The 16,622-nt window shown below is 45.8% G+C and carries 14 protein-coding genes; 6 read left to right on the forward strand and 8 right to left on the reverse strand.

What is annotated here, in order from left to right:
* The first annotated feature begins 460 nt into the window (after positions 1 to 460).
* Both BIW15_RS17270 and BIW15_RS17275 read left to right on the forward strand, forming a co-directional pair.
* Positions 461 to 1,330: a hypothetical protein gene (locus tag BIW15_RS17270; protein WP_005479976.1), complete on the forward strand. Its 870-nt coding sequence runs from the start codon at positions 461 to 463 to the stop codon at positions 1,328 to 1,330.
* Between the two features lie 31 nt (positions 1,331 to 1,361).
* Positions 1,362 to 5,480, forward strand: a complete 4,119-nt coding sequence (locus BIW15_RS17275; protein WP_077281335.1) for a M66 family metalloprotease — start codon at positions 1,362 to 1,364, stop codon at positions 5,478 to 5,480.
* A 70-nt stretch (positions 5,481 to 5,550) separates the two neighbouring features.
* Here the strand turns inward: BIW15_RS17275 and BIW15_RS17280 are convergent, their stop codons facing one another.
* The 4 genes from BIW15_RS17280 to BIW15_RS17295 all read right to left on the reverse strand — a co-directional run bounded on the left by BIW15_RS17280 (position 5,551) and on the right by BIW15_RS17295 (position 7,985).
* Positions 5,551 to 5,733: a hypothetical protein gene (locus BIW15_RS17280; RefSeq protein ID WP_005393690.1), complete on the reverse strand. Its 183-nt coding sequence runs from the start codon at positions 5,731 to 5,733 to the stop codon at positions 5,551 to 5,553.
* A gap of 164 nt (positions 5,734 to 5,897) precedes the next feature.
* Positions 5,898 to 6,584 carry a YafY family protein gene (locus BIW15_RS17285; protein ID WP_077281336.1) on the reverse strand — a complete coding sequence of 229 codons (687 nt, stop codon included), beginning with the start codon at positions 6,582 to 6,584 and terminating at the stop codon, positions 5,898 to 5,900.
* Positions 6,585 to 6,631: 47 nt separating this feature from the next.
* Positions 6,632 to 6,946, reverse strand: a complete 315-nt coding sequence (locus BIW15_RS17290) for a hypothetical protein (protein WP_005497913.1) — start codon at positions 6,944 to 6,946, stop codon at positions 6,632 to 6,634.
* A gap of 115 nt (positions 6,947 to 7,061) precedes the next feature.
* Entirely contained in the window at positions 7,062 to 7,985 is a 924-nt protein-coding gene (locus BIW15_RS17295) for a LysR family transcriptional regulator (RefSeq protein WP_005384329.1), read from the reverse strand.
* A 138-nt stretch (positions 7,986 to 8,123) separates the two neighbouring features.
* On the opposite strand from BIW15_RS17295, the gene yjjG reads away from it, so the two are divergent.
* Together yjjG and BIW15_RS17305 are read left to right on the forward strand one after the other, a co-directional pair.
* Positions 8,124 to 8,798: a pyrimidine 5'-nucleotidase gene (gene yjjG / locus BIW15_RS17300; RefSeq protein ID WP_005374109.1), complete on the forward strand. Its 675-nt coding sequence runs from the start codon at positions 8,124 to 8,126 to the stop codon at positions 8,796 to 8,798.
* Positions 8,799 to 8,849: 51 nt separating this feature from the next.
* Complete coding sequence (locus tag BIW15_RS17305) at positions 8,850 to 9,389, forward strand: NUDIX hydrolase (protein WP_077281337.1); 540 nt, start codon at positions 8,850 to 8,852, stop codon at positions 9,387 to 9,389.
* A 78-nt stretch (positions 9,390 to 9,467) separates the two neighbouring features.
* Here the strand turns inward: BIW15_RS17305 and BIW15_RS17310 are convergent, their stop codons facing one another.
* From BIW15_RS17310 to BIW15_RS17325, 4 genes are all read right to left on the reverse strand, one after another.
* Positions 9,468 to 9,902 carry a hypothetical protein gene (locus BIW15_RS17310; protein WP_005480927.1) on the reverse strand — a complete coding sequence of 145 codons (435 nt, stop codon included), beginning with the start codon at positions 9,900 to 9,902 and terminating at the stop codon, positions 9,468 to 9,470.
* Between the two features lie 20 nt (positions 9,903 to 9,922).
* Positions 9,923 to 10,474, reverse strand: a complete 552-nt coding sequence (locus BIW15_RS17315; RefSeq protein ID WP_077281338.1) for a YtfJ family protein — start codon at positions 10,472 to 10,474, stop codon at positions 9,923 to 9,925.
* Between the two features lie 79 nt (positions 10,475 to 10,553).
* Positions 10,554 to 11,273: a carbonic anhydrase gene (locus tag BIW15_RS17320; protein WP_077281339.1), complete on the reverse strand. Its 720-nt coding sequence runs from the start codon at positions 11,271 to 11,273 to the stop codon at positions 10,554 to 10,556.
* Positions 11,274 to 11,351: 78 nt separating this feature from the next.
* Positions 11,352 to 12,695 carry an OmpP1/FadL family transporter gene (locus BIW15_RS17325; RefSeq protein ID WP_017819742.1) on the reverse strand — a complete coding sequence of 448 codons (1,344 nt, stop codon included), beginning with the start codon at positions 12,693 to 12,695 and terminating at the stop codon, positions 11,352 to 11,354.
* Positions 12,696 to 13,466: 771 nt separating this feature from the next.
* Between BIW15_RS17325 and BIW15_RS17330 the strand changes: the two genes are divergently transcribed.
* Both BIW15_RS17330 and BIW15_RS17335 read left to right on the forward strand, forming a co-directional pair.
* On the forward strand, positions 13,467 to 14,642 hold the full coding sequence (locus BIW15_RS17330) for an efflux RND transporter periplasmic adaptor subunit (protein ID WP_077281340.1): 1,176 nt from the start codon (positions 13,467 to 13,469) through the stop codon (positions 14,640 to 14,642).
* A 1-nt stretch (position 14,643) separates the two neighbouring features.
* A complete protein-coding gene (locus BIW15_RS17335; protein WP_077281341.1) occupies positions 14,644 to 16,608 on the forward strand; it encodes a MacB family efflux pump subunit in 1,965 nt (654 codons plus the stop codon).
* Positions 16,609 to 16,622 lie beyond the last annotated feature (14 nt).

The following is a 16,622-nucleotide window of genomic DNA, read 5'->3' on the forward strand; positions in this document are numbered from 1 at the left end:
CTTATGTGTATCCCACCAATTTTAGAAATTGAAAATTAAACTTTCTCAATACAATAACGAATAAAATTAAACGGAATGATGTTCTTATATTTTTATTGTATTTTAACTTATACATTTTTACTCATTCATTTTAACTGTTTTTGTTGATTTTAAGTTGTTGATAATAATTGTCTTTTAACTTTTGTTTTAATGGCGTTGCTTTGCTGCTTCTTTAATGTTGTGGTGTGTGGCTTTATTTATAAAAAGTCATTTTAAAGTACGTTTTTAAGCAAAGTAGAACGTGACAATACTAAGATAAATAGTATTAAAAAATTAAATAAGGATTTAACCATAAGAGTAATTTTATGGTTGATAGGTTTATTGGGGTTGATTATCTGAATTTTTATGGAATTTCATCCCAATAATCTGTTTGTCTTTAAGTTTATTCTAATGAACTTAATTCTCATGGAAGTTTCAAAACATGCAGCACACAACAAAGTGGATGATGACGCCGCTTGCAATGTTGTTGGGTACGCTGTTTTCAGCGCCATCATTCGCGGTGGAAACGAGTGTAATTGATAGCACTAGCACGCCTGAATCTACACAAAATGAAGGAGATACGTCCTGTATTGTTTGTAAGTTTAGTGGGGCCGTTTACCTATCTTACGATACAAACATTTACGATAAAGACGACTACCGTTCTGTCCGCAATTTCTCGTGGGGAGGCGATCTCGTTTATTCCTTTTCGAGCGACACAAAAGCCTATTTTTCTACGGGGGGCTATCGTGCCCTAGAAGATGAAGTCGGCACCTACGCGACAGATTCGGTGTTGGGCTTGCAATACACGAACCTATATCGCTTTGGAGATACAGGGAAAATCGGCGTTGCGGGTCAGCTCACCATTCCAACTTCAGAAACATCTCGTAAAGATGAACTGCACACCGCGGTTCGTTTAGATGTGCCGATCTCTTTTTCAGCTTGGAGCGTCGATTTTTCGGTTTCGCCGAGACTGAGAAAAAATTTCCACGAATACAAAACCATGGGTGGACGCTCGCTGACTGAGTGGACTTACTCATTGTTTGCTGTTGCAGAAAAGTCGTGGGAATCGTTCGCAGTGGGGATCACGGCGTTAGGTGGTAACAGCATCAGTTATCAAGGTACGCGCAGAAGCAGTTGGCAGTATGAAGGGGCGTTGTACGGCACATACGAGTTTGATGAAAGCTGGTCATTGCTACTCGCGGCGTCATCAACGGGTTTCTATCAAGATGCAGAGCGAGGCACCTTGGGCAACATCGATTTGTTGGACCAAGAGAAAGCGTCTTACATCGCGACAGTGACTTACTCCTTCTAGGAAAATAACAACAATTAAGGATATCCAAATAATGTTTAAAAAATTGACTCTGGTGTCAGCAATAACGGCCGCACTTGCAGGCTGTGGCGCAGATGATCAGGCGTATGACTATGTCGAAAGAGATGCAAAAGAAGTCGCAGTAAAAGATCTTAAAGACGGTCGTTGGTTTTACGTTCCGACGACTGGTGCCGCGCCACGCTTTGCTCTGAACCAATTCCCATTCTTGCAAGGTTCACCTCGTTACGTTGAGCTTTGTTTTACCAAAGAAGGTCTGGAAGTTCGCAGTTACGATAAAAACTACCCAGACGCGCATCTAAGCAAAGATGCTAATAACTACTGCGGTGAAGAGAAATTTGTCGCAGACGACGACGGCGTTAACTTCGCGCAAGTGCTGACGATTCCGGGTGACTTTGCGGCGTATCGCTGTCAAGAAGACGTGCATGGTGATTGCACCAACAAAGAAGAAACCAATGAAGACGCAAGCCTAAACTACAAGAAGAAAACCCACTTCACTCCTCGCCCTGAAGATCTCGAAATTGCAGAATTCAATATGGAAGATCTGTATGGCATTACCGAGGGCATTGATGAAATTGGCGCACCACGATTGATCTCGTGGGACTTTGACCCTAAAAACGGTCTTCTCAATTTCGAACTAGAGCGCACGTTCCGTATCGATTTAGATAATATTTCCGACTACATCAACTTTGCAACGAAAGCGAGTTTGGATGAAGCGCTTGTAGATGGCGCGTTTAAATCTCGGTTCTACTACTCGTTAGTGCACGAAAGTGAAGTGGCAACCGAAGGTTACCAACCGATCTTGTACCCAGTGGGTGATGAGAACGACATTGGTTTCTTCACCACGTCGACGAAAAAGCTTAACCCAGTCACGAATAAATACGACCGTGATGTGGTTTACCTCAATCGTTTCAACCCAGATCAAGGCTCTATCAAATATTACTTGAGCGACAATTTCTTTGAAGAGAAGAACAAGTTGTTCTTGGATGCAACGCTGCAATCGATCGACAAGATGAACCAAGCGCTGAATGTATTTGGGGCGGATGCAGGCAAGCCTGAAATCGAGATTGTGAACAAAACCAAAGCGGCTGGTATTCACCCAGGTGATCTGCGTTACAACGTGATTAACCTGATTGACGAGCCTCTAGCGAACGGTCTGCTTGGCTACGGCCCGTCGGTTTCTAACCCGATGACGGGGGAAATCATCAAAGGCCACGTGAACCAATACGCAGGCGTTGCAAGAACGGGTGTACCTTTCTATTGGGATAACTTGGCGCGTTTCTATAATCGTAATCAACTGGACTTAGATGGCTTAGATCCATTGCCAACCAGCAGCGAATCTGTGAAAACAGAAGTCGCGGATAGAATTGAAGCGCTTTCTACAATGGCGGCGATGGCGAGCCTGAAATCGGATGAAAACATTCATGCGCCGCTCGTTTCAAAAGAAGACATCGTTTCTGGAAAAGCAGCGACGAAGAGCCCAACTCAGCTAATGAAAAACTTCAATGATGACATGGAGTTTGAAAAGGTGGTTGAAGCTGAAGAGAACCGTTTGTCTTTCTGGGCAGAGAACAACGTCTATCCAATCGAAGCGTCGTGGGTTTCTTCAACCAATAAGGCCATGTTGGACAACTTGAAGTTGGATGACGAGCGTTACTTTGAGATCAAACTCGATGACGCAGGTAACGAAGTATCGCGTCAGCTTAAGCGTTGGAAATACCTACCAAAAGAGTTGCAAGTGAAAGCAGCAGATGCGATTACGGTTGCGACTTACAGCAATACGCTTGTTCACGAGCTTGGTCATAACATGGGTCTGCGCCATAACTTTAAAGGCTCAAATGACAAAGCGAACTACTACACGCTCGAGCAAGCGCATCAACTTGGTTTGAACAACATTCCTGCTTACAGTTCGACAATGGACTACGCACCAAGCATGTTGGATGAAACGCCAACTTGGGGTCTGTACGATATTGCGGCGTTTAAGTTTGGTTACGGTCGTAAAGTCGAGACTATTCAAGATTCTTCAGGTTCAGCTCCTGCGCCTGTTGCGAAACCGGCAGACAGTGCGAGCGATGAAGACAAAGCGGCATACGCTCGTTACCTCGCTGATCAGCAAGCCTACCAACAAAGCTTTGCATACAAGTTTGGCAACAATCCAGACAACACATCGCTGATGGTGTGTTCTGAAGTGAAGGCACTAACGGGGAACGAGAAAGGCAAATCACTCTACAACTGTGACTTCAGCCGATTCGATACCGCCGCGTTGTCTGATGATCCAGAACTGAATGCGAAAACTCGTTATGGCGCACTTTACTACCTAGATAAAGTGAATGAAATTGAGCGTAAGTCTTACGATTTCTGTACCGATGGGAACGTTTCTCTAAACAGCGACTGTAACCGTTTTGACGAAGGTACAAACCTAGAAGAAATTGTTTCTTACGAGTGGCAGAACTATCTCGATAGCTATGATCGACGCAACTTGGAGCTATATGGGACGACGGGATTATTCTCGTCCGATTATCCTGGTTACTTAGTGCGCCGTTACATGGAAATGAGCGCTATCCGTGACAAGATGGAAGATCTTGAGCGCATCGATAACCTGTACACCAATCTTGGTTACACTTCGTCAACGGATAAGCCGGGTGATTTCTTATTGCGCATTGCTTCAAACCCTCAATACTGTAGCGAAGGCAAAGCCGATAACTCATGGTTCTGTGATTACGCGAATGGGGCGAAAAAATCCGCGGCGTTCTTCCTTGATATCTTGCGCACACCAGAGCATCAATGTGTGATAGAAAATGCGGCAGGCAACCAAAAAGTGATTTCTTTTGGTCAACTGTTAGACAACAACTCACACCAAATTCCGGCTGATTACGATCTTTCAACAGCCAGCTGTTTTGATGATTTGGCAGCACGCTTTATCGAAGATTCAGATGAGGGCTATATAGTTGTTGCGGAAACTGCGAATGGACGCTTCCTAAACTCAATTGGTAGCTTTGACCCGGATTACCCTTGGTCAAATGCGGTGTCTGTGTTGGGTAACTGGCCAGACAAAGCGCTTGCGAGCCACTTCTTAGCACGTCGATTCTCGAACCGTTTTACCGATGAGGTGAGCTTTGCATCGCTGCTTGATATCCCTGGGGTGCAAGCTGAATACGAAGACATCATGGGCAACATCGTGGCAAATGATGCGTTAAATACGCCAGTTAAATTGGTGGGTAAAGACGGTAAGGAATACACCAATCTAAAAGGTGTTACCGTGAACCTACACATCACTGAGCAAATGGAGTCCCTACCACCAATGCCTCGTGGTATTGCAAGATTCCTTGATATTGGTGCAGAAGGCCGCGGACGTGTTGGCGATGTCATCTTGAGAATGGGTGTGCGCCAAATGAAGTCTTACGACTACACAGTGAAGACTCGTGGTCAATCTCAGTTTGATACGTTTACGAAGCAGCAAGACCGGTACGGTATCATCGCGGGTGACAAAGTTGAGTTTGTTATCGACGGCGAGAAGTTTGTGGCAACAAAAGCAAACAAGCTGGCTTACGACTACGCAAACCAACTGGTGACGTCCAAAGGTTACGATCTAAAAACGTACCTAGATAGCTATGAGCCTGCAACACTAAACAAGGTTGCAGAGAGCATCGATAGCGCTTGGGGGCCATTCCGAACAGCGATTGTCCCAGCGTTCCACGATCCTGTATTGCTGCTGGATGCGCCAATGGTCAACGCAATGAAGCGAACCATTGACGCGGATATTGCGGCAGGTGTGCTGTCGTTTAGCCAGTCTTTCATCAACTTTACGACAGCGAATGTGACTTCGGGTGATTTGGTCATCGATGCAACTTCGGGCACATTGAGCTATAAAGGTGGTAAAGCGCACGATGAGCTGAAAGCGTTCGAAGCTTACACAGATGCGATGCTTTTGATTTACAACGATCACGCCGAAGACATGATGTTCGCGGTCGACAATGTGTACGCAGGGTACATGGCGTCTTCAGATGCTGACAAAGAACTTTGGCTGAAAGATCTCAATATGATCCAAGCGTATTTGCGTGGTGATATCGGCGCTGTGGCTGGTGATTACTACAAGATGCTTGATCGCCTACCAACGGCAGTGAGTTTCCAGTAAATAACTCTTAATTCACTCATACAAAGGCCTGCAGCAATGCAGGCCTTTTTCGTCATAGGACTGATGGAATTTAGGAGTGAAAGATGATCTGTCCGTCTTCTGTCATCACAAGTGTCGCTTTGCTTTGTTCGATAAGTTGGGCAGCATAAGAAGGGGTAACGGCCTGCATATCACCTTTAGATCGAAGAGTTAAAGACTCCCACGCTTGATCTCGATATTTCCCTGCTTGGGTGTATTGAATCAGTACTTTCATAGCTTCACGCTCCGGTGTGGTTGACGTGCTACTTAAGTTAACGATCTTAGGTTGGTTGCGCATCTGTTAAAAATGAAACATTAGTTTAACCAAATGTGCCTTTCCAAATATCGCGTATTGAGCAGAGCAATTTGGAATCCTTGTGATGGAAGGATGAAGGGCACTCAATCTTTCGATTCATACTGCGCAATATAATGTTTGAGAGATTTGGTTTCCGCACTCTGAAACTCTTCATCGTGCATACGCAGTGCTTGGATACGGTCGAGGCGGAACTGGCGGTAGTCATCGCGCAATTCGCACCAGGCGACCAGCGTCCAGACTTTGCCCCAAAAGAACTGGCCTAACGGTTGGATTTTTCTCTCGGTCACCTGTCCGCTTTCATCTTGGTAATCCAAACTGACCTTAAACTGATGATCAATCGCGTGGCGCAGAAGCTGCCCTCGTTTGGCAGTCTCGGATTGGGTGTGATAATCGGGCACAATCAGCGGACAATCTTCCACTTGTTGTTTGAGCTTATCGGGCAATACCGAAAGTATTTTGGTGGACGCAGAGTGAGACGCTTCGGCAAGTTCGGCATCCGACCAGGCTCGAACCATCCGTATACCCAGTTCAAGCGCCATCATCTCTTTTTCTGAGAACATCAAAGGCGGCAGATGAGAGCCAGCTTGCAACAGGTAGCCGACACCTGCTTCACCTTGAATAGGAACACCAGAACTAAGCAACGACTGAATATCGCGATAAATCGTACGTTCGCTAACTTCCATTCTTTCTGCGAGTTCTTTCGCTGTCACGGCGTAACGCTTTGCGCGCAGAAGCGTCAGTAGCTCAAACAGTCGTTCTGATTTGCTCATGATGTTCCTTATCTAGACCTACTGGTTGTTAGTGGTAGTGTGGCTGATTACTTCTCTAGCTCACTGCACATTTTTAAGTTGTGATGTTTAAGCTCGAAGCTTTCGCAGTCAATCATTGATAACAGAGGCTGAAATTCAACGGCTTGCTTAATCTGTTTTCCTGCCTGTTTTGCATCGTCCATGGAACGCCAGTAAATGATGTCTGTCCACACATCGTCCGTCGCTTCGTGACTGAGTGAGCGATACAAAAAGCCCGGCAGATTCTTCACAAACGTTTGTGACTGTTTGGCAGCAGCGATCACGTCTTGCTCTGTTGTGCCTGCGGTTAGACGAAATTGCACAGTTTCGATAACGGTTTCCATATTGTGATTCCTTATTGGTTTTGGCGGATTGCCTGTTGAGTTCCAAATAAGGTTACGCGGATGGAATGTCAGAACATGTCAGTAGTGAAATCTCACTCACTTATCATCAATATGGTTATTTTTCTGGGCTGTTGTAACGATCCCAGTAAGGTAAATCTGTGCCGAGTTTTTCGCTGATAAAATCGATAAAGGCTCTTACTTTCAACGGCATGTGCTTGCGCTCAGGAAAAACCGCATAAATGGCGTGTTCTGGTAGAGAATACTCTTCCATCACCGGTTTTAGATTTCCTGCAGCAAAGTCTCTCCCTGCAATAAATGTTGGCAGTTGCGCAATGCCCGAACCTCTTAACAGCAACTGGCGAATGGCTTCGCTGTTATTGACGATAAAGTTTCCTTTTGGAAGTACCTTGTATTCGCTGCCGTTGTTGATGAACATCCATTCGACGCCGCCACGGAAATAGGAGTAGCGCAGGCAGTTGTGACTGACTAAATCACTTGGTTTTTGTGGTGTTCCAAACTCCGCTAAGTAATCTGGCGAGGCACAAAGCACACTTTTACAAGGGGCGAGACGTTTTGCGATTAGATTGGAAGAGGTGAGTTCACCAATACGGATCCCCAAATCAAAACCGTCTTTAACCAAATCGACCATTTTGTCTTCGAGGTTTAAATCCACTTCAATTTTCGGGTAACGAGCGAGAAACTCGCTGATCAAAGGCGCGATATGCAGTACACCGAAAGACATCGGCACGGTAATTTTGAGCCGACCTTGTGGAGAGCCTTGCAGTTCTGATACCGCGTCCACGCCTTGCTGGGCCAGATTGAGCGCTTGAGAAGCGTACTCAAAATAGCGTTCTCCCGCTTCGGTCAGGCTCAGCTTACGCGTGGTTCGGTTAAGGAGACGAATGCCCAAATCGTCTTCTAGTTGGTTGATGCGTTTGCTGATCGCCGATTTCGTCAGATTCAGCTGTTTGGCCGCAAGGGAAAAGCTGCCGCATTCGACAACAGCAACAAAAACGGGCAGGGAGGCAATCGCGTTCACATCAATCTCCTATTATCGTGAAGCATTTATTGTTGAGCACAAGGATACAATTAATTTCCAATTATAGAGATTATCTTCAAGAAGAAAACAATCTAGACTATGCACCAGTATTACGACCTTGATTTTGGGAAGAAGAAAATGAAGTACGATTGGATCCTGTTTGACGCTGACGAAACCTTATTCCACTTTGATGCTTTCAAAGGTTTGCAGCTTATGTTTTCTCGCAAAGGCGTAGATTTTACTGAACAAGATTTTGCTCATTACCAAACCGTAAACAAACCGCTTTGGGTGGATTACCAAGACGGCAAAGTAACGGCAGATGAGCTAAAACATAAGCGTTTTACCGAGTGGGCTGAGAAGCTGAATACCACAACAGCAGATCTCAATAGCGCATTTTTAGAAGCAATGGCCGATATTTGCAGCTTGTTGCCAGGTGCAAAAGAGCTGATGGAAGCGCTGCAAGGCAAAGCTAAAATGGGCATCATCACCAACGGTTTTACAGAGTTGCAAGCAATTCGCCTTGAGCGCACAGGGATGACTGAGTACTTCGATAAAGTGGTGATCTCTGAACAAGTGGGCGTAGCAAAACCGGACTTAGGTATTTTTGAATACGCGATGCAGCAAATGGGCAACCCATGCAAAACGCGCGTACTGATGGTGGGTGACAACCTGCATTCCGATATTCTGGGTGGTAATAATTTTGGTATTGAAACTTGCTGGTTAAATACCACAGGCGCAAGCGTCGATGAGCGTATCGCACCAAATTACACCGTTGAGTCTTTGAGTGAACTAAAGAACATTTTGGTGGCGTAACCGAATCGGGTATTATTCCGCTGTAACCCTCAGAAAAATCAAGGAATAACCATGTCAGACATCAAACAGTTAGACAGCAAAGTCGTTTACCAGAATAAGTGGATGACGGTGCGTGAGGACAAAATTTTACGTCCGAGCGGCGCAGAGGGCATCTATGGTGTGGTCGACAAACCTGATTGTGCTGCGATTCTGGCTATCGATAACGGGATGATTCACTTGGTTCAGCAGTACCGTTACACCGTAGGTCAACGTTGTTGGGAGATCCCACAAGGGGCGTGGGAATCAAATCCAGATGCGGATCATCTTGAGCTTGCCAAAGGCGAGCTGCGTGAAGAAACGGGCATGCAGGCGAGCGCTATGGCGTATGTCGGCGCGCAGTTTATCGCATACGGCTTTTTGAATCAGACATGTCACGTCTACTTCGCCAGTGATTTAACGGACGTGGGCAATCAACTCGACAGTGAAGAAGAGGATTTGATCACTCGCGCTTTTTCGGTTGAGGAGTTCGAACAGAAGATGATCGACGGCACGATCAAAGATTGTGTCACCATCGCCGCTTATGGTTTGGCGAAGCTGAAGAAATTCATTTAGTTATCCATGACGATTTTTAATGAAAACAGCGGCCTAGTGCCGCTGTTTTTAGTTTGGGTGAGTTCGTTGAGCCATCGCTTACTCGTCGATTTTCTTACCTAAGATTTCCACTTGCGCTTTTTTAGTCACCCCCGCGACTTGCAGCGCAGTGCTGCCAACCGATTCATAGTTCAACTCGATTTTGTCTAACTTCGCGTTATCTTTTGTTGGTAGGCTTAAGCTTCTTGATGACATGCCTTTAGTCAGAACACCTAAACTGTCGAACGTCTTTTCCTGACCATCTTTCATGATTACTTTAACGCTTTTCAGATCGACCGTACCTTGTGTACATTTGATTTTTATGTGGCTGAAACGAGCGTTAGCAAATGGTGACAGTGGATTGACTGTGTCGGTTTCCGATTTAAAACTGACGGTCTTATCTGCAATCTTGTCCCAATCGTTGTCTCCTGCAACCGATTGGAAAGAGGCTACAGCCGCTAAAAGACAGAGTGCGATGGTGTTGAACAGTTTCATAGCTTTTCCTTACCTTAGGTTTAGATATTCTGTTTAATCAGTTCGATGACGTGTGTGATTTCGTCTTGAGTTAAAGCCCCTTCTTTCACGAATAAAATTTCGCCTTGTTTATTTTGTACGATAATCGCAGAACTTTCTTGCTGCAGATCCCAAGTTGTTGCTAATACGCCATTTTTGTCTAACACCATGGAAGACCAAGAGAATGTCTTTTTGCTGTCCTCTGCCGACGATTTTACAAATGTACCGGTTCCCCAGATGGCGTCTTCTTGGTTGATCACGGTTGTGGTCTGATACTGATCTTCAGGAAAGTGAGCGGCAGTGATTGCTGACATCAGCGGCGCGTTCATCTCTTTAGCTTTACTACGACCTGCAATGGCTTGTATCACACGGACTTTGCCTAACATCTGCTGAGTTGCCCAAGGTTGATAAGCCACATCGTCTCCTTGCAGCGTCATTTCGCCATAGGTATCAATGCTGACGGATGGGGTGGTTTGACCGACAGAAAGGTTATGAGAGAAGGCGAATGTCGGGGCGAGTGCGAGTAAGAGTGACAGAACAGATGGAGTTTTCATTGGGGGTTCCTGTAACGAAGTGAGGTTAGAGCGAATCAAAATAAGGGGCAAATACGATGCCCCTTATCGGATGTGGCGATTAGTTAGAAAGTACAACGCGCGCATTTAGCGGTTGCAGCGGACGATTGTTTTGTCCCATGACTTCCATCAGTTTCTCGGCTTGATCTTTGGATAAGGTTTGAGTGTCTTTAAGCACAAACCAGCGCACACCTTCTGAACATGGTGGTGTGGTTAAAGAGCCGTTAAATCGATAGTAGTTTGCAGTTTTTGGCAGTAAGTCGTTAATCTCAAACGTATCTTTAAAGAACGTGGTTTGATTCTCTTGTGGGATTGCGTTGATCAGTTTAGACAGCGCTGCGTTTTGATCGCCAGCATCAAACATCACCGAAATTACCGCCAACTCGCCGTTTGCGTTGGCGTGTACAAAGTGCGCTTCAAGTGGATATTGGCGGCCTTTGATTTGGTTTTCTGAAGGTGTGTGGAAATGGAACTGTTGCAGCTCGAACGTCTCGCCATCGATGGTGAAGCTATTACGTCCGTTCACTTGCGCTTGCAGCGTATGACCATTGTTGGTTAAACCAATGACCTGACCAGTGTACGAAAGGTTCAGTGCTTCCAGTTTTGCATCGGCTGGGTTGTCGATGTTGATTGGGCTTTGGTTTTTCGTGGTTGCGCAGTCTTTGGCGATTTCTCCCCAGTGCTCTGGCCCGTGTTTGTCATTGCCATAGCCCCATTCCGAAGCCTGAGCCGCGCTTAGAGTGAGAAGTGAGAGTGAAAAAGCAAGTAGTGTTTTGTTCATAATAATGTCTCTGTTCGGTCGCTTCGATAAGCGTTGTTACAAGGCAATGACCTAGAGGTTTGATCACTGCCTGACAAATTAGAAACGGTGGCTGAGTTGGGCACCAATTAGGAACGCATTTGAATGGGTCACGCCCGTCACCATCGGTGCAGGAACACCTTCATACGCGTACTCTTCTACGTTGACATCTTCACCAATCAAGTACGTCATGCCGATGTCAACCGTGGTATCTGATGACCATTGGTAAGAGGCACCCGCAGATAACCAGTGACGGTTCGAATCTGGGATAGAAAGCGAAGTCAGCTCATCGACAGGTGTTTTGTCGAACATGTAACCCGTGCGAAGTGTCCAACGTTCATTGGCGTACCAAGTCGCACCGATGGAGTAGTGCGCGGAGTCTTGCCACTGAAAATCTTTTAGCAACTGATCATCAGCTTTCAAGCTGTCAAATGCTGACCAACCAATCCACTGCACAGAATAGTGCAGGGCAAATTTAGGTAAGACGCGGTGATAACCGGAAAACTCCGCAATATCCGGTAGCGGCATCGCAAGTGAGTCGTACGATTCGCCAGCAAAGTGGATGTCGCCCTTGGCATCTATGTTGGGGCTGTGCTTGTAGCTTAAACCTAAGCGATGACGTTCGTTAAACTCGTACATCATGCCAATATTCGCACCAAGCCCAATGCCGCCAGCTTCCACATCAAGTGCGTTGCCTTTTACGGATCCACAGCGTTGTTCTAGTTCGTTTCCAAGTATGTTCCCACCAACGCAAACACCCACGTCCATATCGCGGTACAGCTCACCAGAGCCGTAAATCACATCAATACCACCACCGATACTAAAACGATCGTTCACCTTGTATGCCAAGCTTGCGCCAAGGTTGACACTCGCTACGCTGGTGACACCGCCAAAAACGGGTGCGCCATAGTTTGGTTTAAACTCCATGTCGGTTCCGAAGTTGGAGTATGCCGATAAGCCTAGATACCAGTCGTCGTTGATAGGGTGAATAAAGTAAAAATTGGGTACAACGGCTGGTTGACCAACGCCATCGACGTCATCAATGTCGGTCACGGTTTGAGAGAAGGACGGGGTAATGTCAACTTGAGGGGATGGAGGGAAGCCGCCCATACCAACATTGACATCTGCATTAATGTTAGCTCGATGATATTGCGCATTTTTAACGGTAACGTCAGGTTTGACGTAAGTGACACCGAACGATAAGGCATTTTGTTTAAACAGCGTCATCGCTGCGGCGTTGCGGCTGACTACAGACGCATTATCACCAATAACAGCATCACCAGCAAAAGCACGACCAAGACCCGTCGCCGAATGTTCGTTAATTTGAAAACCACCGGCATACGCCGTCGAGGAGGCTAAACCGATTAATAAATAAATCGGTGAAAGAGTGAATTGTCGCTGCATGTTTTTTCTCATGAATTAATTAGAGGTTGTATTGCAACGAAAAGCAGTAAAATAAACAAATCTGACCAGTATATTTAGGAGTAAAACTAACAGTATGTTGACAATAAATAAATTTAACTTAATAAATATTTATTGATGAATTTATTAATGGTTCATGTCGTGAATGTGGTGATTATTTTACGTGTAAATTAAACTCAGAGCCTCTATTTTTATTTTTGCGGTATTACTTCTCTATTTTTATTGTGCTGACTGTTCCCTAACAAACAGAGGCAAATCCAGCGATAAAGTGTCCGTGATGGAAACTCTGAGTCATTTGTATTTCCATTGCATCCCAACGTTGGTAGTTCGAATCAGCAAGAGAACTATCGTTTAAACCCACATGACACACTCCTCTCGGTCTTACCTGTGTTATGTGGGTATTTTTTATTTAACTTATCACTTAACTCCTCTTGAAATTCAATAATTAAAGATGGCCATAATGAAATTTAAATTGATGGAATGTTGAATAATTTTGGATTTTACTGGTTTGTTGGTATTTAAAAGTTTTGTTTATAATACTTATAACTTGAATTTCTATATTAAAAATGATCTTTGTTATATTTATTGAATGATAAAGTTTTGAAGTGACTATAATATCTCGGATTTTTCACGTTAGTGAAGTTATTCCTTCAGTATCTTGACGTTAATTTACCTATCTTTACGTCTCGTACCCTGTACGGCTAAGACAAATAGCAGTATAAAATCAAAACGATTATTTACTTCACTCCTGCTATGAAACTCAATAAAAAATGGCTCGTTTTGTGTGGCCTACTCGCTATTGGTGCTGGTGGTTATCATTATCTGCAACGTCCAGAACCCATTTCTCCTTACGCGACAGAAGTCGTTCGCAAAGGCAATATCGAAAAGGCGGTATTAGCCAACGGCATGTTGCAAGCGTCCAAATTGGTGAATGTAGGTGCGCAAGTATCTGGGCAAATTCAACGCCTCGCTGTGAACTTAGGGGATGAGATCAAACAGGGGGACTTGATTGCACAGATTGACAGCCTGACTCAGCAAAACAGCCTCAAAGAAGCCCAAGCGTCTCTTAATAGTTTCAACGCTCAGTACCAGGCTAAGCAAGCGCAGATTAAACAAGCAAACTATGAATACGTGCGCCAAAAAGGCATGTTGGCAGCGAAAGCGAGCTCACGAGCTGATTACGAGAATGCCGAAGCGACGCTCGCCATCTACAAAGCTGAGTTAGCGCAACTGGATGCCGAAATCGAGAAAGCCAAAATCAACGTCGACAATGCGCAGTTAGATCTCGGTTACACCACTATCAACGCACCGATGGATGGCACGGTGGTTTACACCGCGGTGGAAGAAGGACAAACCGTAAACGCCAATCAAACCACGCCAACTATTATCGAGTTAGCCAAGTTAGATACGATGACGGTGAAAGCCGAAATTTCGGAAGCCGATGTGATTTTTGTTCACCCAGGCCAAACGGCGCTGTTCACCATTTTAGGCAAACCGAATCAGCAGTTTAAAGGCACATTGCGCGCCATTGAGCCGGGGCCAACCATCATGGATGGCGATGACAGCGATTTGAGCATTTCAGATAGCGACGCCATTTACTACAACGCTGTATTTGATGTGAAGAACCCGCAAGGTATTTTGCGTATCGGCATGACTGCGCAAGTTTCGATTGTCCTTGAGCAATCGGAAAATACCTTGATTGTCCCTTCACAAGTGCTGCAAAAATCTGGCGGCAAAGGCAACTATACCGTGCCAGTGCTTGAACAGGACCAAGTGGTGCAAAAGCCCGTGACAGTGGGTATCAACAACAAAGTGAACGCAGAAATTCTCTCAGGTTTGAAGGAAGGCGACCAAGTTGTTCTTGGCAATGCTATGGATGGAGAATCATCAAGCCGAGGTGATCGTCGTCGACCTCCAATGAGGTTCTAAGATGAGTGACGTGCTTTTAAAAGTTGAGGATTTAACTCGACGTTTCGTCTCTGGAGACGAGTCGCTTACCGTGTTGAACCACATTAATTTAGAGATAAAACGCGGTGAAATGGTCGCGATCGTGGGTGCATCGGGCTCAGGTAAATCGACGCTGATGAATGTGCTCGGCTGCTTGGATAAACCGTCCAGCGGTCGATACTTCATTAATGGGCAAGATGTCTCGACGTTGGAATCCGACCAACTGGTGGAACTGCGCCGTGAGTATTTTGGCTTTATATTCCAGCGTTACCATCTGCTGGGGGATTTAACCGCGGTGGCAAACGTGGAAGTACCTGCGGTTTACGCGGGAGTTCCTCATCGTCAAAGAACGGAGCGAGCGCAGTCGTTATTGGCTCGCTTAGGGCTGGAAGATCGTTTGACTCACAAGCCCAGCCAGCTGAGTGGTGGCCAGCAACAGCGCGTGAGTGTTGCTCGTGCACTGATGAACGGTGGTGAGGTGATTCTCGCTGATGAGCCCACTGGCGCATTAGACAGTCACAGTGGGCAAGAGATGATGGCACTGCTTAAAGAGTTGCATCAACTTGGGCATACGATCATCTTAGTGACTCATGATATGAACGTGGCGAACTTTGCGGATCGCATCATTGAAATCAAAGATGGTGAAATCATTGCAGATACGCCAAATGCACAAGTTGTAATTAATGAGCAAGCAGAAAAGACACCGAGCGCATCTTTTCATCGCCCAGCGCAAGCCGCCAGTAAGTGGTGGAAGTGGGACAGTTTTATTGACGCGCTAAAAATGGCGCTGCTGGCGATGTCTAGCCACAGAATGCGCACGTTTTTGACCATGCTCGGCATCATTATTGGTATAGCCTCGGTGGTTTCCGTGGTGGCACTAGGTAATGGTTCACAACAGCAAATTTTGTCGAATATTTCATCCATGGGAACAAACACCATTGATGTCAGGCCGGGCAAAGGGTTTGGTGACCGCCGCTCCGGACGAGTGAAAACGCTAACCGCCGACGATGCTAAATCGTTGGAGAGTCTACCTTTTGTCGACAGTGTCACGCCGTCTTTATCCAACAGCTTAACCGTGCGTTACGCCAATCAGGATGCAACCGCGTCTGTGGAAGGGGTTGGGGAAGATTATTTTCGTGTGCGCGGTTATGAGATCGCCAAAGGTCAGTTTTGGGATGAAGAGAGCGTGAATTCGCTCGCCCAAGAAACAGTGATTGATGACAACACCAGAAAGGAAATGTTTGCGGATAGAAATCCGATTGGTGAAGTGATTTTTCTAGGTTCATTGCCAGTGCGTATTGTGGGTGTCACGCAGAAAAAAGAAGACGCGTTTGGCAACAGCGACGCGCTGAAAATTTGGGTGCCATACACCACCATGTCTGGACGCATGATGGGACAACGCTACCTCAACGGCATTACTGTACGGATTGATGAGAACGCCCCAAGCGCTGCGGTAGAACAGAGCATCATCAACTTGTTAAAAATGCGCCACGGTACAGAAGATTTCTTCACGATTAACACTGACACCATTCGTCAGAGCATCGAGAAAACCACCGCAACCATGACGTTATTGATCTCAGCGATTGCGGTGATCTCCCTAATTGTCGGCGGAATTGGCGTAATGAACATCATGTTGGTGTCGGTGACAGAGCGCACGAAAGAGATCGGTGTGCGAATGGCTGTGGGTGCGCGGCAAGCGGATATTTTGCGTCAGTTTTTGATTGAAGCGGTACTAGTGTGTTTGTGTGGTGGCATTGCTGGTATTGGCTTGGCGTTTTTGATTGGTTTTGCATTCAGTACATCTGGCAGCAGCTTCCAAATGATTTACTCAATGAACTCGATCATCTGGGCGTTTATTTGCTCAACGTTGATTGGCATCGCTTTCGGCTTTTTACCCGCTCGCAATGCCGCCAAACTCGATCCGATAGAAGCGCTAGCGAGAGACTAAAAATGAGTAACACA

The organism is Vibrio sp. SALL6, assembly GCF_002002385.1.
In the GTDB taxonomy this organism is placed as follows: Bacteria; Pseudomonadota; Gammaproteobacteria; order Enterobacterales; family Vibrionaceae; genus Vibrio; species Vibrio parahaemolyticus.

Excerpts from the sequence above, each read along its gene's own strand:
- BIW15_RS17270 (WP_005479976.1), top strand. The coding sequence starts at position 461 with ATGCAGCACACAACAAAGTGGATGATGACGCCGCTTGCAATGTTGTTG.
- BIW15_RS17275 (WP_077281335.1), top strand. The coding sequence starts at position 1,362 with ATGTTTAAAAAATTGACTCTGGTGTCAGCAATAACGGCCGCACTTGCA.
- BIW15_RS17280 (WP_005393690.1), bottom strand. The coding sequence starts at position 5,733 with ATGAAAGTACTGATTCAATACACCCAAGCAGGGAAATATCGAGATCAA.
- BIW15_RS17285 (WP_077281336.1), bottom strand. The coding sequence starts at position 6,584 with ATGAGCAAATCAGAACGACTGTTTGAGCTACTGACGCTTCTGCGCGCA.
- BIW15_RS17290 (WP_005497913.1), bottom strand. The coding sequence starts at position 6,946 with ATGGAAACCGTTATCGAAACTGTGCAATTTCGTCTAACCGCAGGCACA.
- yjjG (WP_005374109.1), top strand. The coding sequence starts at position 8,124 with ATGAAGTACGATTGGATCCTGTTTGACGCTGACGAAACCTTATTCCAC.
- BIW15_RS17305 (WP_077281337.1), top strand. The coding sequence starts at position 8,850 with ATGTCAGACATCAAACAGTTAGACAGCAAAGTCGTTTACCAGAATAAG.
- BIW15_RS17310 (WP_005480927.1), bottom strand. The coding sequence starts at position 9,902 with ATGAAACTGTTCAACACCATCGCACTCTGTCTTTTAGCGGCTGTAGCC.
- BIW15_RS17315 (WP_077281338.1), bottom strand. The coding sequence starts at position 10,474 with ATGAAAACTCCATCTGTTCTGTCACTCTTACTCGCACTCGCCCCGACA.
- BIW15_RS17320 (WP_077281339.1), bottom strand. The coding sequence starts at position 11,273 with ATGAACAAAACACTACTTGCTTTTTCACTCTCACTTCTCACTCTAAGC.
- BIW15_RS17325 (WP_017819742.1), bottom strand. The coding sequence starts at position 12,695 with ATGCAGCGACAATTCACTCTTTCACCGATTTATTTATTAATCGGTTTA.
- BIW15_RS17330 (WP_077281340.1), top strand. The coding sequence starts at position 13,467 with ATGAAACTCAATAAAAAATGGCTCGTTTTGTGTGGCCTACTCGCTATT.
- BIW15_RS17335 (WP_077281341.1), top strand. The coding sequence starts at position 14,644 with ATGAGTGACGTGCTTTTAAAAGTTGAGGATTTAACTCGACGTTTCGTC.